14 protein-coding genes and 5 pseudogenes are annotated in these 16,373 nt (G+C 62.4%); 8 read left to right on the plus strand and 11 right to left on the minus strand.

Annotated features, from left to right (window positions below):
- Nucleotides 1–495: 495 nt before the first annotated feature.
- On the plus strand, nucleotides 496–1,680 hold the full coding sequence (locus tag ACSBOB_RS09355) for an MFS transporter (RefSeq protein WP_442582145.1): 1,185 nt from the start codon (nucleotides 496–498) through the stop codon (nucleotides 1,678–1,680).
- Here ACSBOB_RS09355 and ACSBOB_RS09360 read toward each other — a convergent pair.
- Genes ACSBOB_RS09360 through ACSBOB_RS09375 form a run of 4 tightly spaced genes read right to left on the minus strand, consistent with a single transcriptional unit; the run spans nucleotide 1,666 to nucleotide 5,237 of the window.
- Entirely contained in the window at nucleotides 1,666–3,153 is a 1,488-nt protein-coding gene (locus ACSBOB_RS09360) for an FAD-dependent oxidoreductase (protein ID WP_442582146.1), read from the minus strand. The genes ACSBOB_RS09355 and ACSBOB_RS09360 overlap by 15 nt on opposite strands.
- The gene (locus tag ACSBOB_RS09365; protein ID WP_442582147.1) at nucleotides 3,150–3,824 is read right to left on the minus strand and encodes an HAD family hydrolase; all 675 of its coding nucleotides are present in this window, start codon (nucleotides 3,822–3,824) and stop codon (nucleotides 3,150–3,152) included. The genes ACSBOB_RS09360 and ACSBOB_RS09365 overlap by 4 nt, the downstream gene beginning before the upstream one ends.
- Nucleotides 3,821–4,402, minus strand: a complete 582-nt coding sequence (locus ACSBOB_RS09370; RefSeq protein WP_442582148.1) for a D-lyxose/D-mannose family sugar isomerase — start codon at nucleotides 4,400–4,402, stop codon at nucleotides 3,821–3,823. The genes ACSBOB_RS09365 and ACSBOB_RS09370 overlap by 4 nt, the downstream gene beginning before the upstream one ends.
- A 1-nt stretch (nucleotide 4,403) precedes the next feature.
- Complete coding sequence (locus ACSBOB_RS09375; RefSeq protein ID WP_442582149.1) at nucleotides 4,404–5,237, minus strand: class I fructose-bisphosphate aldolase; 834 nt, start codon at nucleotides 5,235–5,237, stop codon at nucleotides 4,404–4,406.
- A gap of 622 nt (nucleotides 5,238–5,859) precedes the next feature.
- Between ACSBOB_RS09375 and ACSBOB_RS09380 the strand changes: the two are divergent.
- The 3 genes and pseudogenes from ACSBOB_RS09380 to ACSBOB_RS09390 form a co-directional block, all read left to right on the plus strand.
- Nucleotides 5,860–6,018 (plus strand): annotated as a pseudogene (locus ACSBOB_RS09380) (hypothetical protein); the annotation flags it as partial.
- Nucleotides 6,019–6,029: 11 nt separating this feature from the next.
- Complete coding sequence (locus ACSBOB_RS09385; protein WP_442583693.1) at nucleotides 6,030–6,629, plus strand: IS5 family transposase; 600 nt, start codon at nucleotides 6,030–6,032, stop codon at nucleotides 6,627–6,629.
- Nucleotides 6,630–7,038: 409 nt separating this feature from the next.
- Nucleotides 7,039–7,230: pseudogene (locus tag ACSBOB_RS09390) on the plus strand (transposase); the annotation flags it as partial.
- A 145-nt stretch (nucleotides 7,231–7,375) separates the two neighbouring features.
- Here ACSBOB_RS09390 and ACSBOB_RS09395 read toward each other — a convergent pair.
- Nucleotides 7,376–8,192, minus strand: a pseudogene (locus tag ACSBOB_RS09395) (IS701 family transposase); the annotation flags it as partial.
- Nucleotides 8,193–8,374: 182 nt separating this feature from the next.
- Between ACSBOB_RS09395 and ACSBOB_RS09400 the strand changes: the two are divergent.
- The 3 genes and pseudogenes from ACSBOB_RS09400 to ACSBOB_RS09410 all read left to right on the plus strand — a co-directional run.
- Nucleotides 8,375–8,615 (plus strand): annotated as a pseudogene (locus tag ACSBOB_RS09400) (transposase); the annotation flags it as partial.
- Between the two features lie 155 nt (nucleotides 8,616–8,770).
- Nucleotides 8,771–9,697, plus strand: a complete 927-nt coding sequence (locus ACSBOB_RS09405) for a LysR family transcriptional regulator (RefSeq protein WP_442582150.1) — start codon at nucleotides 8,771–8,773, stop codon at nucleotides 9,695–9,697.
- Nucleotides 9,698–9,888: 191 nt separating this feature from the next.
- Nucleotides 9,889–10,323, plus strand: a complete 435-nt coding sequence (locus ACSBOB_RS09410) for an iron-containing alcohol dehydrogenase (protein WP_442583695.1) — start codon at nucleotides 9,889–9,891, stop codon at nucleotides 10,321–10,323.
- A gap of 7 nt (nucleotides 10,324–10,330) precedes the next feature.
- On the opposite strand, the pseudogene ACSBOB_RS09415 reads toward ACSBOB_RS09410, so the two are convergent.
- Nucleotides 10,331–11,137: pseudogene (locus tag ACSBOB_RS09415) on the minus strand (IS110 family transposase); the annotation flags it as partial.
- 214 nt (nucleotides 11,138–11,351) lie between these two features.
- Between ACSBOB_RS09415 and ACSBOB_RS09420 the strand changes: the two are divergent.
- Nucleotides 11,352–11,801 (plus strand): hypothetical protein, encoded by a 450-nt coding sequence (locus ACSBOB_RS09420; protein WP_442582151.1) that lies wholly within the window; start codon nucleotides 11,352–11,354, stop codon nucleotides 11,799–11,801.
- A gap of 262 nt (nucleotides 11,802–12,063) precedes the next feature.
- Here ACSBOB_RS09420 and ACSBOB_RS09425 read toward each other — a convergent pair whose 3' ends face one another.
- The 5 genes from ACSBOB_RS09425 to gspG form a co-directional block, all read right to left on the minus strand.
- On the minus strand, nucleotides 12,064–13,788 hold the full coding sequence (locus ACSBOB_RS09425; protein WP_442582152.1) for an FAD-dependent oxidoreductase: 1,725 nt from the start codon (nucleotides 13,786–13,788) through the stop codon (nucleotides 12,064–12,066).
- A 665-nt stretch (nucleotides 13,789–14,453) separates the two neighbouring features.
- Nucleotides 14,454–15,104 carry a PulJ/GspJ family protein gene (locus tag ACSBOB_RS09430; protein WP_442582153.1) on the minus strand — a complete coding sequence of 217 codons (651 nt, stop codon included), beginning with the start codon at nucleotides 15,102–15,104 and terminating at the stop codon, nucleotides 14,454–14,456.
- Entirely contained in the window at nucleotides 15,101–15,469 is a 369-nt protein-coding gene (locus ACSBOB_RS09435) for a PulJ/GspJ family protein (RefSeq protein WP_442582154.1), read from the minus strand. Before ACSBOB_RS09435 ends, ACSBOB_RS09430 begins: the two co-directional genes overlap by 4 nt.
- Nucleotides 15,466–15,942 carry a hypothetical protein gene (locus tag ACSBOB_RS09440; RefSeq protein ID WP_442582155.1) on the minus strand — a complete coding sequence of 159 codons (477 nt, stop codon included), beginning with the start codon at nucleotides 15,940–15,942 and terminating at the stop codon, nucleotides 15,466–15,468. The genes ACSBOB_RS09435 and ACSBOB_RS09440 overlap by 4 nt, the downstream gene beginning before the upstream one ends.
- On the minus strand, nucleotides 15,923–16,363 hold the full coding sequence (gene gspG, locus ACSBOB_RS09445) for a type II secretion system major pseudopilin GspG (RefSeq protein ID WP_442582156.1): 441 nt from the start codon (nucleotides 16,361–16,363) through the stop codon (nucleotides 15,923–15,925). Before gspG ends, ACSBOB_RS09440 begins: the two co-directional genes overlap by 20 nt.
- Nucleotides 16,364–16,373 lie beyond the last annotated feature (10 nt).

Raw genomic sequence — 16,373 nt, forward strand, 5'->3', positions numbered from 1 at the left:
GAACTTACTTTCGGTACTCTCAATGCAAGCAGTGAGCGAGCCCGTTGGAACGCGGGGAAGAAGGTAAGAACCAAGCGTCCGCTGACACAGAAGCGAATCTGGGCCGTCCGCTCCTTCCTCGATCGTGAGAGACGCATTCGAGACAGCACCCAGTTCGACCTCGCGATCGACAGCAAGCTTCGAGGCTTCGACATGGTCAAGATCAGCATTCGTGATCAGGCGACAGGGCCGGTTCTGTCCATCCTGGAGTGTAAAGCGGGCGCTGCGGACTGCACCTCATTAACGAGCCGCGGACGCTGCTCCGGCACAGCCGGATACGAGCAGGCGGAGCCCCCAGTCCAGATAACACCTTCTTGGATTTAGTTTTTCTCGCCTGGCGGTCAGCCGCTGAGTTGCATGTCATCTTCACCCACAGTAGACGCTCGGCTATCGTCCAAGCGACAAGCCCATTGCGGGTCCAAACGTCATTTCATTCCATCGTAGGGGGCAACAACCATGGCCAGGGACGTTCGGCCCCAGCTGCTAACCATTTTATGCTATGCGGCGATGATGTGCCTAGCCATTGGCGTCAATCTCCTGCCCGTGTTTCTGACCAACATCGGCGCGACGTTCGGAGGCCAGCAACCTTTGAGCCAGGAGGAACTGGGTCGGCTGGGAGCGGTCACATTTGCCGGGCTCGTCGCCGGAATTGCCGTCACCGGACCTCTGGCCGACCGGTTCGGGGCGAAGCCTTTCGTTCTGCTCGCAAACTTCCTGATGGTGGCTGGACTGGCCGGCATAGCGATGGCCGGCGACTACGGGGCATTGCTGATCACAGTTTTCATGCTGGGTCTTGGAGCGGGAATGCTCGACATGATTTTGAGCCCAGTTGTGGCGGCCTTGAATCCCGAACGACGAACGGCGGCGATGAACTGGCTGCATTCCTATTTTTGCGTCGGGTCGGTGGTCACGGTGCTGATCGGTATGACGGCGCTGGCCCTGGACATCGATTGGCGGATCGCGTGCGTGGCACTGATCCTGTTTCCTCTCGGTCTGATCGCAGCGTTCGCGCCGATGCAGTTTCCCGCACTGGTCACGGAGGGTGGACGAACACCCTTCACTGCCCTTCTTCGTCGGGCCTGGTTCCTGGGAGCACTGCTGGCAATCTTCCTCGGCGGCGCAACAGAACTTGGCATGGCTCAATGGCTACCGGCCTATGCAGAGATTTCACTTGGCTTTTCGCCGGTGGTCGCTGCGAGCGGGCTGCTGTTTTTTTCCGTCGCGATGGCGCTTGGCCGCATGGTCGTAGGAATGCTGGAAGACCAGGTAAACCCTTTCGCGGTTCTGGCGGTGAGCGCCGCAACGTCCGTCATCTTGTTTCTGCTCGGGGCCTTCTTGCAGAATCCCAGCCTGGCGCTGCTTGCCTGCATCGCCGCGGGTTTTTCAGGCAGCAGCCTCTGGCCGACAATGCTGGCAGTAGCTGCGGATCGCTACCCCGATGGCGGCGCCAGCATGTTTGCCGTCCTCGCCGCCTTTGGAAATGCAGGAGGCATTCTGATGCCATGGGTCGTGGGTGTCGTCGGCGACATGCATGATTTGCACTGGGGAATCGCAACGTCGGCGATCGCGCCCCTGCTCATGTTACCGCTGGTCGGGGTCCTGTTCACCAGCCTGCGCGCGAGACGGTTACTCGACGCGTAAGCCGAGCGTTGTGGCCAGCTTCTTCGCCAGTTTCGCGCCGCTGTGGAGACCGCCTTCCATGTAGCCGGTAAACAGCAGGCTCGTGTATTCTCCGGCGAAGAACAGTCGGTCTTCAAATCCCTTTTCCAGATTGGGATAGATCGACGTGACCTCGCCGAGCCTTGGCGAGCAATAGCCGCACTGGGTCCATTTTTCGTTCGGCCAGCCCATGAACATGGTCTTTTCGACGGCTGACGAATAGCCGGGATAGATCGCCTCGATCTGATCCTGAAATTTATGGGTGCGCTGCTCCGGCGGAAAATCCAGGCAGTTCTGGGCGGCCTGCCCTCCGGAGAACACGGTGAAACAGGCCGGCTCGTCTCCGCTGGAGCGCTGCCCGTCCGTGGCTTCCCAGGTTTCTCCCACAGGGGTATCCGTCAGCGAGCCGGGAACAAGGCCGTGCTTTTCCCAGAAGGCGTTCGAAACCTTCGACAAATACTTGATCGCCGGACCGGTGGAGGGTTGGTATCCTTGCGGCAGGGCGGGCTCGATCGTAAAATTGTTCCAGGCGCTTGGGGGAACGGTCAGGACGACGATATCGCCCTCGACACTGGTTCTGTCGACCATATCGACTGCTGCGGCCGTGCCGGCGAGCCTGATCCGGGCGATCGGCGCATTCAGTCGTATCTGGTTCTCGCCGATCGCTCCGGCGAGCTTGAAGGCCATCTGCTGGTTGCCGCCCCTGCAACGAAAGACTTCCGAGTCGGTCCAGAATTTTTCGTATCCGCCGCCGGCGATGCAGGACAGCGAGGCCAGATAGCTGGAGCGGTCCGGCCAAAGAACATCGTCATTGGCCATCAATGTGAGGGCGCCATGTCGAGCCGTCTCGTCCAAGTCCCAGGCGCCGAATGCCGATGCCAGGCTGGTGTTGTCGAGTTGCGCGGCGCCAGGCGTTTCCCACGGCCGATCCAGATCGACCTTCCGGGCGTCCGCATTGAGGAAGGAGAGCGCGTGCTCGATCTGGTCCCAAAGCGATGGCAGTTCAGCGCCCGAATACGTCCTACCGTTGAGGACGATCGGAGCCTTATCGCTCTCGGGCTCCGTGACATCACGGAACTCAAGGCCGAAGTGCTGGGCATAGGCCATCCAGGTCACGTGGTTCGAGCCGATGAGTTCGGCGCCGCCTTCGACCACGCGACCGTCGATGAAATCCGTCAGCGACAGAACGCGCCCGCCGACCCGGTTTCGCGCTTCAAGTACCGTGACCCGGGCACCGGCATTGCGAAGGCTGTAGGCGCAACTGAGGCCGGAAAAGCCCGCGCCGACAATGATGACGTGAGGCGGCGACCCGACTGTCCTGGCTTGAGCGAAGCCGCCGCCCAGCATCAGGCCAGCGCTCGTCGCGGCCGCGCTCTTCAGGAACTGACGGCGGGTCAGGGATTCGGATGCGGCACCAGCGCGGCGAGCCAATCTTCCAATAAGACCGGGTTTCATGAGGAACTCATGGGAAGCGTCTTGAGCCAATCGACAGTCGCATTGAGCGAAGGAAAGACGCCGCTGGTCATGGCGGCGATCTCGTCCGTCGCGGGCAGTAGGTCTGGAATCAGGGCGACCGACATTCCGCCGGCACGGGCCGCGCGGACGCCGCTGTGCGCATCTTCCAAGACTAGGCAGTATTCTGGCTCCTGTCCCAGCCCTTGCGCAACCTTCAGGAAGATTTCCGGATCAGGCTTGCCATGGCTCACCTGATCGCCGCCGACCACCACGGAAAAGCGATCCTGAATGCCGTGATGGATCAGCCGACTGCGCGCCTCCTCGGTGACCGTCGAGGTGCCGACGCCGCATGGAATTCCCGCTTCTCGAGCCCAATCAAGAATGACGTGAACGCCAGGCTTCAGCGGAATCCCTTCGGCGAGGATGATGTCTTCGTACCCGGACCGGGCATCGCTCCGAAACCGGTCAAGTGGGAAAGTCGACCCGAAATGCTCAACCAGCCGCTTCTCGCAGTCGGCAATTGTGATGCCAATGAGGCGCTGGAACAGGGCGTCCGTCAGATCGAAGCCCAGGCCTGCGGCTGCGCCCGTCCAGGAGCGCTTGTAGACCCCCTCGGTATCAAGCAGAAGCCCATCCATGTCGAAAACAAGAGCCTTTGGACGCTGCTTCACGAGGGAATCTCCGCTGAAAAGCTGCCAAACTCCGCAGGCTCGTCCGGCTCGATCGCATGAAAGATGTCGACCTTCGGGTCAGCGAAGAAATTGTCGGTCGCCTCGTCACACCACGTGCTCACTTCACCTATGAGCGTGCCCGGGGAAGACGGCGCGAATTCATGCCAGATCCCCGGCGTCAGCGTGATGCGTTCGCCCGGCTTCAGCGTGAACGTCTCGCCCGATTGCAGGGTGCGCATTTCCCGATTGATCTGGACCGACACCGAACCGCAGGCGGGTTCGAGTCTCGGGTTTTCGTTCCAAAGGGTAAGCCGGATTTCGCCCGACCGGCAGATGATGTCTTCTTTCTTCTTGCCGTGGGTGTGCGCCGGCGTCGACATGTTTTCGCCGGCATACATGATCTTCTCGCAGTATTCGGGCTCATTGGCCAGGAGAACCTCGACCAGCCCTGCGGCGCGATAGTCACCCAGGCCGAAGTCGGTCGCGGCGAATTGGGCGTTTGGCGGCAGGGCCCAACCATGCCGCCGAAGACATGCGTCGGCTTCCCGACAGAGACGGTTGACGTCGCTCTGCTTCATCTCAGTCGGCCTTGAGCAGTTCCAGCGCTTCTTCGGCGGACTTGCCATGGTGCAAAACCGCCTGGAGTGCGTGCGTCATGGCGGCAGGATTCTCGTGCTGGATGATATTTCTTCCGTAGATCAACCCGGCAACACCTTGAGCGACCAAGCGCTCCGTGTGCTCCAGAACCTCCCGATCGGACGCCCGGCTGCCGCCTCGAACCGTCACGGGAACGCCCGAGGCGGCCTCGATCACGCGATGAAACTCCTCCTCTGGCTCCGTCGCATCGGTTTTGATGAGGTCGGCGCCGAGTTCGGCAGCCATTCGGGCAAGCGTCGTCACCCGCTGCGGGTTGCCATCGCCGACATAGCCGTCCTTGCTGGTCTTGAAAGACAGCGGCTCGACCGCCATCGGCATGCCATACCGATCGCAATCGTTCTTCACCCGAAGGATGTTTTCGACGCATTGGTTCAACATTTCGGGATGGTCGTCGATCTGCAAGAGATTGAGCAAGATACATGCTGCATCCATACGTAGCGCGATCTCCACAGCGTTCTCGTAGACCCGGCAATGCAGGCGCGAGACAGGCGCAACGTTATTGTAGAAATTGGCGGGATCGACGCGCAGCAGGAGCCCCGGCTTGCCCCTGCCGGGCAATCGCTGGAGATGTGGCGCTTCACCCGCGGACAGAAGGACGCCGTCGGCCCTGGCTTCGACCACTTTAGCGACGCTGTCCTTCATATTCTCGATGCCGGGAAGGAACGCGGAGTTGTTGAACAATGCATGATCGATCGCAACGATCAAAGCGCGTTGCGATGCCGGGTGAAACAACCTCTGAAGCCGATACTTTTCCATTTTCCCTCTCGATCGGGAAGCGCGATGCTTCCATATGTTGCGTTGTCGTCGGCAGCGCTTTCGCCGGGTTTGCCGGCACCAAGCAAAGGGCGGGACTGAGACGTGGGATAGTCCAGGCATTGGCGATTTCGCCTGGATCGAAGCGCCAGTGGATCGCTGCGCTGCGGTGCGAGAGTGTGGGCGTCTAAATCTTAAGTGGGAACTCTTTGGTGGTTGGAAGCATGGTTCTGCTTCAAATGCGAAGTCGCCGGAACGCTCATACAGCCGTCACATCTTCCCCCATGCCGTGCACCATATATGAAAGGTTACATGCAACCAAAGGTTTGTCGATACGTGAGTCCGGTGAAAAGGCTCCGGGAAAGGCGTTTGTCGGCGCGCCAGTGAAATAGGGTTAATGGCAGGATCGGCAAGGATCAGCACCGGTAGCGTTGGATACGTTGAAATGTAAAGCGCATGACGGTCGCACCAAAATGAAGCTTGAAATTACCGGAAGGTCAGGTTCTTGAAGGTTAGGCCGTGTGGACGAATTGCGGCGTGTTGAAGTTTGAGGATTCCTCGGTTGAAGCGGTTGTGATTCATGAGTTTCCGATTGATTCGGAGATCGGAAACCATGTCAACGCGGATGGACGAAGCAGATTGGGATCACACGTTGGAAGTATTTCGGGCCTGCCTGCCGCGGCGTGGACGCACGGCGTCGAACGACCGGCTTTTCCTGGAGGCGATACACTTCTTCACGCTTGAGAACGTGCGCTGGCGGGCGCTGCCGGATCGGTTCGGCCATTGGAACTCGGTGTGGAAACGCTTCGACCGGTTGAGCAAGGCGGGCGTGTTCGAGGCCTTCTTCGACACGCTGGCTTCGATGAGCGCATCGGCGCATCTCATCCAGATGTTCGATTCCACCGTGGTGCGCGCCCATGTCTCGGCGGCCGGCGCAAAGGGGGGCAGGAAGGTCAGGCGCTCGGTCGTTCCAGAGGCGGGTTCACGACGAAAATCCATGCCAAATCAGATGCATCGGGAGCCATGATCGGTTTCGACCTGACCGGAGGCGAGAAGGCGGATGCGCCCCATTTCCCCATCCTGCTCGACATCGGACCCGACATCACGCCGCGCGCCGCCATCGGCGACAAGGGCTATTCCAGCAAAGCCAACCGCGCCGCCGCGAGAGCCAGAGGCATAGCCCCGGTCATCCCGCACAAGAGCAACGAGAAGGACAGGCCCGCCTACTTCGCCAAGGTGCTCTACAAGGCGCGAGCCCGTATCGAACAGGGCATCGGCCTCGTCAAACGCTTCAAGCGCGTCGCCCTGCGATGTGAGAAAACCGAACGCAACTATCGATCAATCGTCAGCTTCGCTGCTGGACTATGCTTGATCAAATTCGTCCACACAGCCTAGCAGGCAGATGCTGCCAGTCCGTTTTCGGCACGCCATCCGAACGGCGGCTTGCTGAGTTTCTCGGCCAGGAGCGGACAGGCCGCTGTCGGCCCCCTTCCTGTCGCTTCGCCCATCTGAAGTCTAACTTACTGATCGGCTACCTACATGATCGAGCAACCTGTCCGGTAGCGAGCACGCGCGCGCTTCTTGAGTCACACGAAGTAGTGGATGTTCCCCAAGAAATGGAAGCCTGGTGGCGGGATACCGCATCACATCGCGGTTGCGTCCCGTGCGGTGGTGTAGCTCGGCAGTAGCAAGCCGCTCGGGAGCGCGCCGTTAATAGCGCTGTAGCGAGCGGCTTGCGGGCGGTCATCGAGTTTCGCCGGTAGGGTCGTGTTGCGAAGACCAACCTTGCTTCGGAGAAGGATCGATGAGCGACGACATGATGTACCTGCGGGCGCTGGTGGAGAAGAGCCCCGACGCGGATTTGCTGCGTGAGATGATCGGCTTTGCGGCCGAGCGGCTGATGGAGCTGGAGGTGGGAGCGGCGGCCGGTGCGGCTTATGGCGAGAAGTCGCCGCTGCGTCTGGCGCAGCGCAACGGCTACTGGGAACGCGATTGGGGTGAGAATGACGCTGGGAACCATCGCCACGCTGAGCGATAATCCCATCGTCATGCTGCCCGCAATGGCACGCTGACAAGCCCGGCACCTGCCGGCAAAACGCTGACCAACACCGTCAGCTACACCACTCCCTGAGACACGATCTGCCATCGCCCGCCGACGGACGCCGCCATTGAGACGGCGGCAGGTCTCGCGCGATCCGTTCGGCACTTCCGCCAATTGGGGGCTTGTCCCCCCAGGAATTGAAGAGATGGTCGGAGCTGACGCCGAGCACATGACCCTTGCCGGCGCGCCGCAGGGCCGCCTCGATCTGCCCCGTGCCATAGACACTGTCCGCCGCCACCCAGGCAAAGGGAACCTTGGCGCCCAGGGCACGCTCGATCATCGCCAGTGCCAATTGCGGCTTGGTCGCAAACTTCGTGTCCGGCGGGACATGAGCTGCCTTCAGCCTTGCCGCATCGTCCGTCCAGGCCTTGGGCAGATAAAGAGCCCGATCGATGAAGGCATGCCCATGGCGCGAGGCATAGGTGGCGAACACGCCGATCTGGCAATTGGTGATCTTGCCCGCCGAACCGGTATATTGGCGCGCCACGCCGCACGACTTCTTGCCCTGCTTCAGAAAGCCGTCCTGCGGACCGTCGATTACCAGCACGGCTTGGTCGTCCGCCAACGTCTCCAACCCATATTCGCGCACCACATCCCGTAGCGCGTCCGCATCCTACCGGCTGCGATAGAGCAAATCCTGTTGGCGCCAAGGGCCTTTGTCCCCCACCGCTTCCGCTCGCGTCCACCCGGTCTTGCGCGGCTCAAGCAAACCGTCAATGAAGGCTTCCGCCGAGGCCACCGTCGCTTTGCTGCGAAACAACGGACTCAACCGTTCCTTCGCCCGCCGCAGCGACCCCGCCCAAAGCTCCAATGTCGTCTCGATCAATGCCTGCGCCCTCCACGATCCTCCGAATCATGGTGGCCAAGTGATTCAGACGTCGCCTATTCACGCAAGAAAATTACGACTGTAATGCTAGAGTTTGTTATGGACATAAGAATGGATAAGATTCAAACGGTTGTGCATGAGCGCTTGCCGCAAGCCGTATCCATCCGATGTGTCTGATGAAGAATGGTCGCTGGTTGCGCCGTATCTGACGCCGCGCAGGCCGCCAAACGGCACGGCATCACCCTTGAAGTCGTCAAACTGCCCGAGGCAAAAGCGAGGGTTCGTTCTCCTGCCACGACGCTGGGTCGTCGAGCGATCCTTCGCATGGGCCACGAAATTCCGCAGGCTCGTCAAAGATTACGAACGATATCCCCACACTCTCGCAGGACTACATGTCGTCGATTTCGCTTGTCTCATGATCAAGCAAGTCGCGGCTCTTGCCGCAGCTTCATAACAGACTCTAGGTGGTTATGGCTGTCTTGGCCTTATCGGCAGCAGCCGTGATCTCTCTGTAGTGTGGGACCCAATCTGGCGGAGGACCGCCAATGATCTTCATTTGAAATCCTTGCGGTCGATGTGATCTCGGTATAACGTTTACGCAATCCAGGCATGACCCCACCGCTCCACTCCATCATTTCCAGGCTCCACCTGAAACAGCTGCGGCTCCTCGTGGCGCTGGGCGAGCACGGCTCGCTCCTGAAGGCCTCGCAGCAGGTCGCGTTGACGCAACCGGGCGCGAGCAAGGCATTGCAGGAAATCGAGACGACCTTCGGCACGCCGCTGTTCGTTCGCACCAACCGGGGCCTGGAGCCCAATGCCGTCGGCCATTGCGTGATCCGCTATGCGCGCCTGATCCAGACGGATCTCGCGCATCTGCGCGACGAGATCGTCGGAATCATGCGTGGCCAGGGCGGGCGGGTGGCGGCCGGCGTCATCATGGGCGCGGTGCCGCTGCTCACCGATGCCATCTCCGCGCTCGTTGCGCGGCAGGCCGACTTGTCCGTCGAGATCGTCGAGGACACCAGCGCCGCCCTGCTGGCCCAACTCGACGCCGGGCGACTCGACCTGGCGATCTGCCGTACGACCATCAGCCAGGCGCCGCAGGTCTACGACAGCGTGAAGCTCCAGGACGAAACGCTCGCGGTGATCTCGAACGTGGGCCATCCGCTGCAGCACGCGACGAAGCTCACCCTGCAGGAGCTGGCGCCATACCGATGGGTGGTATACCGCGCGAACATGCCGATGCGGCTCTTGCTCGAACGCGAATATCGCGATTGCGGGATCCGGTTCCCGGAGCACCTGCTCGAGACGACCTCCGCTTTTGCGACGCTGGCGCTGTTGCAGGCAAACCCGTCCTTCGTCGCCCTGGTGTCGATCGAAGTCGCGCAGTTCTTCGCGCACCGGCAGATGACGCGCATCCTGCCGCTGGCCCTGGCGTCGCGAAGCGAGGCCTATGAGCTCGTCACCCGCAAGGGGGCGTGGGTCCCGCCCGCCGCCAAACTGCTGATCGACGAATTGGTCCATCGCCAGTCCTGAGCATCAGGTCGGCGCGACCGCGCGGGTCAGCGCTGTATCCGCCAAGGCGTCGCCGTCGCCCTGAAGAAAAAGCATCGGAAACGGCCCTGTGGCGGTAATCTCGGCCGGCTCGTGTGCTGTAACCATCGCTCATTGCCAAGACTCTCATCAACTACATCACCCAGATCCAGTTCGAGTTCGGCGCCATCAGCCTGCTCAGGCAGCAGTGCGAACGGGTCGGCATCCGCCGTCCGCTGATCGTGACGGACCGGGGCGTGAAGGCGGCCGACATCATCGACACCGTCCTGGACGCGATCGCTCACGCGGGCACCGTTGCTCTCTATGACGGCACTCCGCCGAACCCGAACGAGGCTGCTGTGCGCGAGGCGGTGCGCGCGTACAAGGAGGGCGATTGCGATGGCATCGTCGCCGTGGGCGGCGGCTCGTCCATCGATCTCGCCAAGGGCGTCGCCGTCTGCGCGACACAAGACGGCCCGCTGCAAAGCTTTGCCGTGATCGAAGGCAGGGCCGATCGCATTACCTGCCGCACGGCCCCCGTCATCGCCATTCCGACGACCGCCGGCACCGGCAGCGAAGTGGGCCGGGCGAGATCCTCATCCTCGACGATGGCCGCAAGGTCGGCGTGATCTCGCCCTTCGAGATCGCGCCGAGCCGCTCCTTGCCGCCGCTCGAATGCGGCTTCGGCGTCAGCCCCAGCCAGGCGGCGAAGTGCCGCGCGGACGCGAAGCCGGCAATGTCGGGCACGAGCGCCTTGACGGCGGCCGCCGTGATCGGCCCGACGTCGGGGATGGTGGTCAGGTGACGCATCCCGTCGTCGCGGCGGACTTCGGCGACGAGCTGACGCTCCAGCGCCTCGACCTCGTTCGTCAGCCTGTCGATATGGTCGGCCAGAGCTTTCAGCGCAAACCGCGCCGCCGCCGGCAGCCTGGCATCCTCGTGATCGCGCACGATCGCGATGAGACCGGCGACCTTTGCCACCCCTGTCCCGGCCACGATGCCCAGTTCGCCAAGGTGGGCGCGAAGCGCATTGATGGTCTGTGAGCGCTGGCGCACCAGCAGATCGCGCGTCTTCAGCACCATCGCACTGGCTTGGCTGTCGGCACTCTTGACCGGAGCGAACCGCATCGTCGGCCGCGTCACCGCCTCGCAGATGGCCTCGGCATCCGCCGCGTCGGTCTTGCCGCGCTTCACATAAGGCTTGACGTAAGCCGGCGGGATCAGCCGCACCTCATGGCCGAGAGCGGCGATCTCACGCGCCCAGTAATGCGTCCCGCCACATGCCTCCATGCCGACCAGGCAGGGTGCGAGCTTGCCAAAGAAGCTCAGCACCTCTCCACGTCGCAACTGCCGGCGGACAACAACCTGCCCCTCGCTTGCGACACCGTGGACTTGGAAGAGCGACTTCGCCAAGTCCAGTCCGATCGTGCTAATCTCTTTCATGGAACGCTCCTTTCTCTATCGAGAGGCGACTCGCCCCTCCTTTGGCACATGATGCCGCAGAGAAGGGGTCGTTCCACACCATCAACGGCGTTTAAATTTGACCGCCGCCGGGTGTTCCACGCTGACACGATGCGGTGCCGAAGAAGTGGATATAGGAAAAATTTCCTTGCTCATTCCGGCCGCTCTGCTATTATGCCTTCCGACGGAGGCTGGAATGGGCAGGGCGGAATACGAGGAGGAGCAGCAGGAACTGAAGGGCATCGCGGCGACGCTGCTTTGCCTGGCCGTTCTGGCCGAGCTCCTTTTCATCGTGCCGTTCCGGGTTCGGGTCCTTGTCCTATCGCTGCTACGGCCGTCCGAGGCCGTGGCGCGGGCATTTGCCATGGAACAGGCGGGCGGCGCGCTCGCGCTGCCTCCGGCTACGGTTTGCGGACCAGATGGCGACGGCTGCGCCGAAGCGTTGCGCCTTGCTCTCTGTTTTCGCGTGCTGGCCGCCATCATCACGGCGGACTTGCAGGGTTCTGCCGCCGGGCGGCGACCGTTTCGCGGCGGGCCGGATCGGCCTCTTGCGCAAAGCGTGCCGGCGATTGCCTGGCAGAGCCACGCAAGGCAGGCGCGGCGCGCAACGGCCTTTCGCGGCACGGGACGCATCGACACGTCATGACCGCCGGCCGGGTGTTTGCCGTCCGGCTTTCGGACTGGGCTCCAGCTTCTCGACAGTGCGAACGCCATCCGCCCCCGCGCGCTTGGCGGCGTTGGCGTTCCGATGCCGATGGCGGTCAAAGTCTACCGCCGCTGGTATGATTGGGCGACGCTGACGGCCGGTCCCATGCCGCCGGTGCTGGAATCCCTGGCCTCGGGTCCCAGAAACAGATAGTCCCGCCGGACCGGGAGGCTTGGCGGGACTCTTGTTGAGAGCTGCGGTCCTAAAGCGAACGAACGGCTGCGTGCCTTGCTGCGATGATGCCCTGAGAGAGAGCTCGACCGTTTCCATGCTGACTGAATCCGCCGGCAGCTTCGCCGGCGCAGTAGAGGCCGGGAATTGCCTTGCCGGCAAAGTCGAGAACCTGGCTTGAGCCGTTGATGCGCAGGCCCGACCGGGCGTCGTGGATGACCGGCGTCGACCAGGCAGCATAGAAGGGCGCCTTCTGGATCCTGTATTGCGGTGACGGTTTGCCGAAGTCGGCGTCGACACCCCCAACAAAGCTGTTGTACCGCGCCACTGTGGCGACCAGGTTTTCTGGCGGCATGGGAACCCGCTGATGCTGCATGACGATCTTCTGTGCGAGTTCCTCCAGCGTGTTTGCCTGGAAGAAGAAGCCGTCAGGATCGACGAAGGGCGGCGCCACGGTCCATCTCTGGCGGGCCACGGCGTCCGCATCGAAGATGGCCCAGATCGGGCCACCGCCATTTTTGCCGTCGCCGATTCCAGCCAGAGCGGCGTTGATCCAGTTTTGCGGGTTGTATGTGATGTTCTTGGCGTTCAGGTAGCTGCCCTGAACGTACGGGTTGACCGAGCCAGCACTGTTTGTCGGGAATTGCCCCCCCGTTTCGTCGAAGAACCGCTTCCCGAGCATGTTGACATGGATAACGTTCTGATTGTTGACGCCGGACAGTCCCGAAGCCTTCGCAAGATGGAAGACAGGGCTCTGGGGTCCCCACTGCAGGAACGAGTAATTGTACCGCGTTCCGATGGCGGTCGGCTTGGTGATGTTGGTGCCGAACTCTGCGGTCTGGTTGTACGTGCCCGCGAGGGACGCGCCGACATTCAGTCCCGCGAGGATGCCGCTGGCGTCCTGGAAGGAATAGGGCTCGCCGGCGACGCCGCAGTACTCCGCGGTGAGCCGGGGGTCGAACTGCCGGCGGTATTCCACATTGCCGTTTCCGCCGCCGCTCGCGATGATGACACCCTTGCGGGCCTGCATATTGATGAGGCGGCCCTGATTGGAGGCGACCACCCCGACCACGCCCGCGTTCGTCCGGAGCAGCGACTCCAAACGGTAGTTCAGCAGGATCTTCACGCCACGCGCCACTGCCGCGGCCTCCAGCGGACGGATGAAGCCGGGCCCCTGAGAAGTATTGGGGCTCGCCGTCAAGCCTGTGCGGACCGAGACATAGTTCCTGATAGCCGTATGCATCATACGGTTCACCGAGTTGCCGACCTCGTTGCCGCCGACATTGTCGGGCCTCTGGGTCGTCCACACGACGCCGTGGCGGACCAGGAAGTTGTACATGTCGACGTTGATGTCCGCGAAGGCTCGGATGAGCTCGCGATCGTTGTAGCGGTAGCTCGAATAGCCGTTCGACAGGGTGACGGACCAGTCGGTCAGGTCGCGAAACAGGAGATCCGGCGAGTCGGCGATGCCGTTCGCCAGCTGGGCAGGGGTTCCGCCGCCCAGGGGAATGTTGCCCGAGCTGACGATGCCACGTCCCCCGATGTGGGGCTGGGCCTCGAGAACGATAACCGACGCGCCCGCCTCCGCAGCGGCGACTGCGGCACCGAGGCCGGCCGAGCCACAACCCACAACGATGATATCGGCCACGCGCGGGTCCGCGGCATTCGCAATGCTCGGCTGCAAAATGCTGCTGGCCACCCCTGCGGCGGCGATTCCGGCACCGGCCTTCAACAATGAGCGTCGGCTGACTTTCATTACGTTCTCCTCCTGATATTTTTAAACCAGCGCATTCGGGCCAGCGCATTCGGGATTGTGTGGATCTCGGCCTGACAGCAAACTTATTAATCGTGATCGCCGTAGAGACTTGGCCGACCGCACTATTGCAGCATTCGCTTGTGCGACAACTGAGAAGATGTGATCTCGGTATAACGTTTACGCAACCCAGGCATGTCTCCACCGCTCCACTCGATCATTTCCAGGCTCCGCCTGAAACAGCTGCGGCTCCCGTCGCGCTGGGCGAGTTCGGCTCGCTCCTGAAGTCCTCGCAGCAGGCGCGTTGACGCAACCGGGCGCGATCGTGGGATTTCGGGTATCGAGACGACCTTCGGCACGCCACTGTTCGTTTGCACCAACCGGAGCCAGGAGCCCAATGCCGTCGGCCATTGCGTGATTCGCTATGCGCGGCTGATCCGGATGGATCTCGCGCACCTGCGCGACGAGATCGTCGGAATCATGCGTGGCCAGAGCGGGCGGGTGGGGTCCTACGCCGGATGGTTACGGTGTTCCCCATGTCCGCCTGGCAGCGATCGCCAAGGATATTGCTGTGGAGATCACGGCCGTCGGTCTCGTTAAACATCTGCTTCACGCCCCGGACGAGGAGGTTCTTGCCGACCCTCTGCCGTGGTGCTGCCCTGGGGAGTTCAGGAGCCGATGCTGTAGCGCTGCAGACAGTTTTCGAGCGCTTGAGCGGCGCCGCAACGCGCGGGCAGTTCGACGCGCAGCCGCGCATAGGCCCATTGCCGCCAGGGGCGCGGAGAACTGCCGGATATCTCGATGCGGACGAGGGACGGCATGCGGCTGGTGCTCGTCCATTCGGGGCTGAGCGCGCCGTCCGGCCCGGCATAGCTGAACGAAAGCTTCAGATCGCCGCGCATCAGCGGAAGATCCTCGCCGCCGCCCCCCATCATGTGATCGCGGCGGCCACGAACGAGCGCCGCGTCGGCTCCAGCCCGACCCATCGAATAGGTGATGTCGTCAAGTCCAGCACGCGGCTCGTAGCCGAGTGCCGGGCGCACGAAGGTGACCTCGCCGGCATGGCCGGTGAAGCGGACCGCAGCGGCGCCTTCCGTTCTGGAATAGCCGGGCTGGGCCGCCTCAAGATCCTCGACCATCCGATCGAGAATTACCGCCACCGTGTCCTCCTGACCGCCTCTGGCGATCATCCCCTGCCATTGGCGCAGCCAGGTTCCGGTGTAGAGCGCCAGCCCACCAAACAGCATCGTCGCAAGCACCAGCGAAGCCAATGCCTCGATCAGCGTGAAGCCGGCCCGAGCCTTGCGCCTCCTCGTCATTGCAGCTTGCCGAGGCGCACGGTCTGTATCACGTCGTCATCCGATCCGTCGGTGCTGCGAACGGTGACGGAGTAAAGCTGCCATCCGGCCTGAGCCAGCGCAGAGCCGCGTTCGAAGCGGTGTGGTTCCACGATGACCGTGAAATCTCCGATCACGCTCCGGCCTTTTCGCAACGGGGTCAAAGTCATCGCTGCCGCCATGGCGGCCTGCATGCCGACACGGCGTTCGGTCGATCGTTCCAGACCCGCGAACGTACCTGCTGTGCCCGTGATCATGCGCGCGATCGGAATCATCAGCAGCACGGCGACGGCAAGCGAGGCCAGAACCTCGATCAGCGTGAAGCCGCGTCTGCTCCGCGCTGTCATTTCGGGCTCATTTCCACGCGGCCGGTCAACCAGTCGACGCGCAGTTCGATCTCCCGGCCGCTGGCCGACAGTGTCATGACGCCCCCGCAGGAGCGTCCGTCGGCAAGGAAGCGCAAGGCTCTGGCTCCGCCTCGCATGGGACACCGGTCCGACGTGACCCAGTTGATAGTCACCCCGTCCCTGATCGAGATCGGACTGGCGCCGTCCACCTGGATGCGCTTGTTTCCCGGATCGACTGTCACGTCGGCGACGCTGCCCGTGATCAGCGCCTTCGCCCTGCTCTTGCGGAATTCCCCGCTGACGCGAACCGCCTCGGCGGTAAGCTCGGCAGCCCCGATGCTGGAACGCGGGCGCGGCATCAGCACGAAGGCCGCGAGGGCGACGATCGCAAGCGCCGCGATCACGTCGAGCAGCACGACACCGCGCTGCGCCCTTTTGCGGTTGCTGTTGCCCTTACGGCTGGGCGGACACATTGGAGCCGCGCCCACCGGGCCCGTCGCTGGTGATGTTGAACGTCTTTCCGTCGCTCGCGTATTTGTATTCATTGCCCCACGGATCGAGCGGAACGTTCTCACCGCGAAGGTATGGCCCGTTCCAGACCTGGACGGTCGAGGGCTTGCGCGCCAGGGCTCCCAGGCCCTCGGCCTGCACCGGATAACGGCCGACATCGATGTAGAAGATGTCGAGCGCGCTGGAAAACGCCTCGATCTGAAGCTTGGCCGCGCGCTCGCGCGAGTCGGACAACTGCGCGAGAACACGAGGACCGACGAGCGCCGAGATCAGGCCGATGATGGCCAGCACGACCAGCATCTCGATCAACGTAAAGCCCGCCCTGCGGCGCCGGGCACGCTTGCGCTGCATGAGATGGGGACCAACTGAGAGATGTATGTTCATGCAAACAGGC

This window comes from Mesorhizobium sp. KACC 23794, assembly GCF_052180275.1.
Classification (GTDB): Bacteria; Pseudomonadota; Alphaproteobacteria; order Rhizobiales; family Rhizobiaceae; genus Kumtagia.

Excerpts from the sequence above, each read along its gene's own strand:
- ACSBOB_RS09355 (WP_442582145.1), top strand. The coding sequence starts at position 496 with ATGGCCAGGGACGTTCGGCCCCAGCTGCTAACCATTTTATGCTATGCG.
- ACSBOB_RS09360 (WP_442582146.1), bottom strand. The coding sequence starts at position 3,153 with ATGAAACCCGGTCTTATTGGAAGATTGGCTCGCCGCGCTGGTGCCGCA.
- ACSBOB_RS09370 (WP_442582148.1), bottom strand. The coding sequence starts at position 4,402 with ATGAAGCAGAGCGACGTCAACCGTCTCTGTCGGGAAGCCGACGCATGT.
- ACSBOB_RS09375 (WP_442582149.1), bottom strand. The coding sequence starts at position 5,237 with ATGGAAAAGTATCGGCTTCAGAGGTTGTTTCACCCGGCATCGCAACGC.
- ACSBOB_RS09405 (WP_442582150.1), top strand. The coding sequence starts at position 8,771 with ATGACCCCACCGCTCCACTCCATCATTTCCAGGCTCCACCTGAAACAG.
- ACSBOB_RS09420 (WP_442582151.1), top strand. The coding sequence starts at position 11,352 with ATGGGCAGGGCGGAATACGAGGAGGAGCAGCAGGAACTGAAGGGCATC.
- ACSBOB_RS09425 (WP_442582152.1), bottom strand. The coding sequence starts at position 13,788 with ATGAAAGTCAGCCGACGCTCATTGTTGAAGGCCGGTGCCGGAATCGCC.
- ACSBOB_RS09430 (WP_442582153.1), bottom strand. The coding sequence starts at position 15,104 with ATGACGAGGAGGCGCAAGGCTCGGGCCGGCTTCACGCTGATCGAGGCA.
- ACSBOB_RS09435 (WP_442582154.1), bottom strand. The coding sequence starts at position 15,469 with ATGACAGCGCGGAGCAGACGCGGCTTCACGCTGATCGAGGTTCTGGCC.
- ACSBOB_RS09440 (WP_442582155.1), bottom strand. The coding sequence starts at position 15,942 with ATGTGTCCGCCCAGCCGTAAGGGCAACAGCAACCGCAAAAGGGCGCAG.
- gspG (WP_442582156.1), bottom strand. The coding sequence starts at position 16,363 with ATGAACATACATCTCTCAGTTGGTCCCCATCTCATGCAGCGCAAGCGT.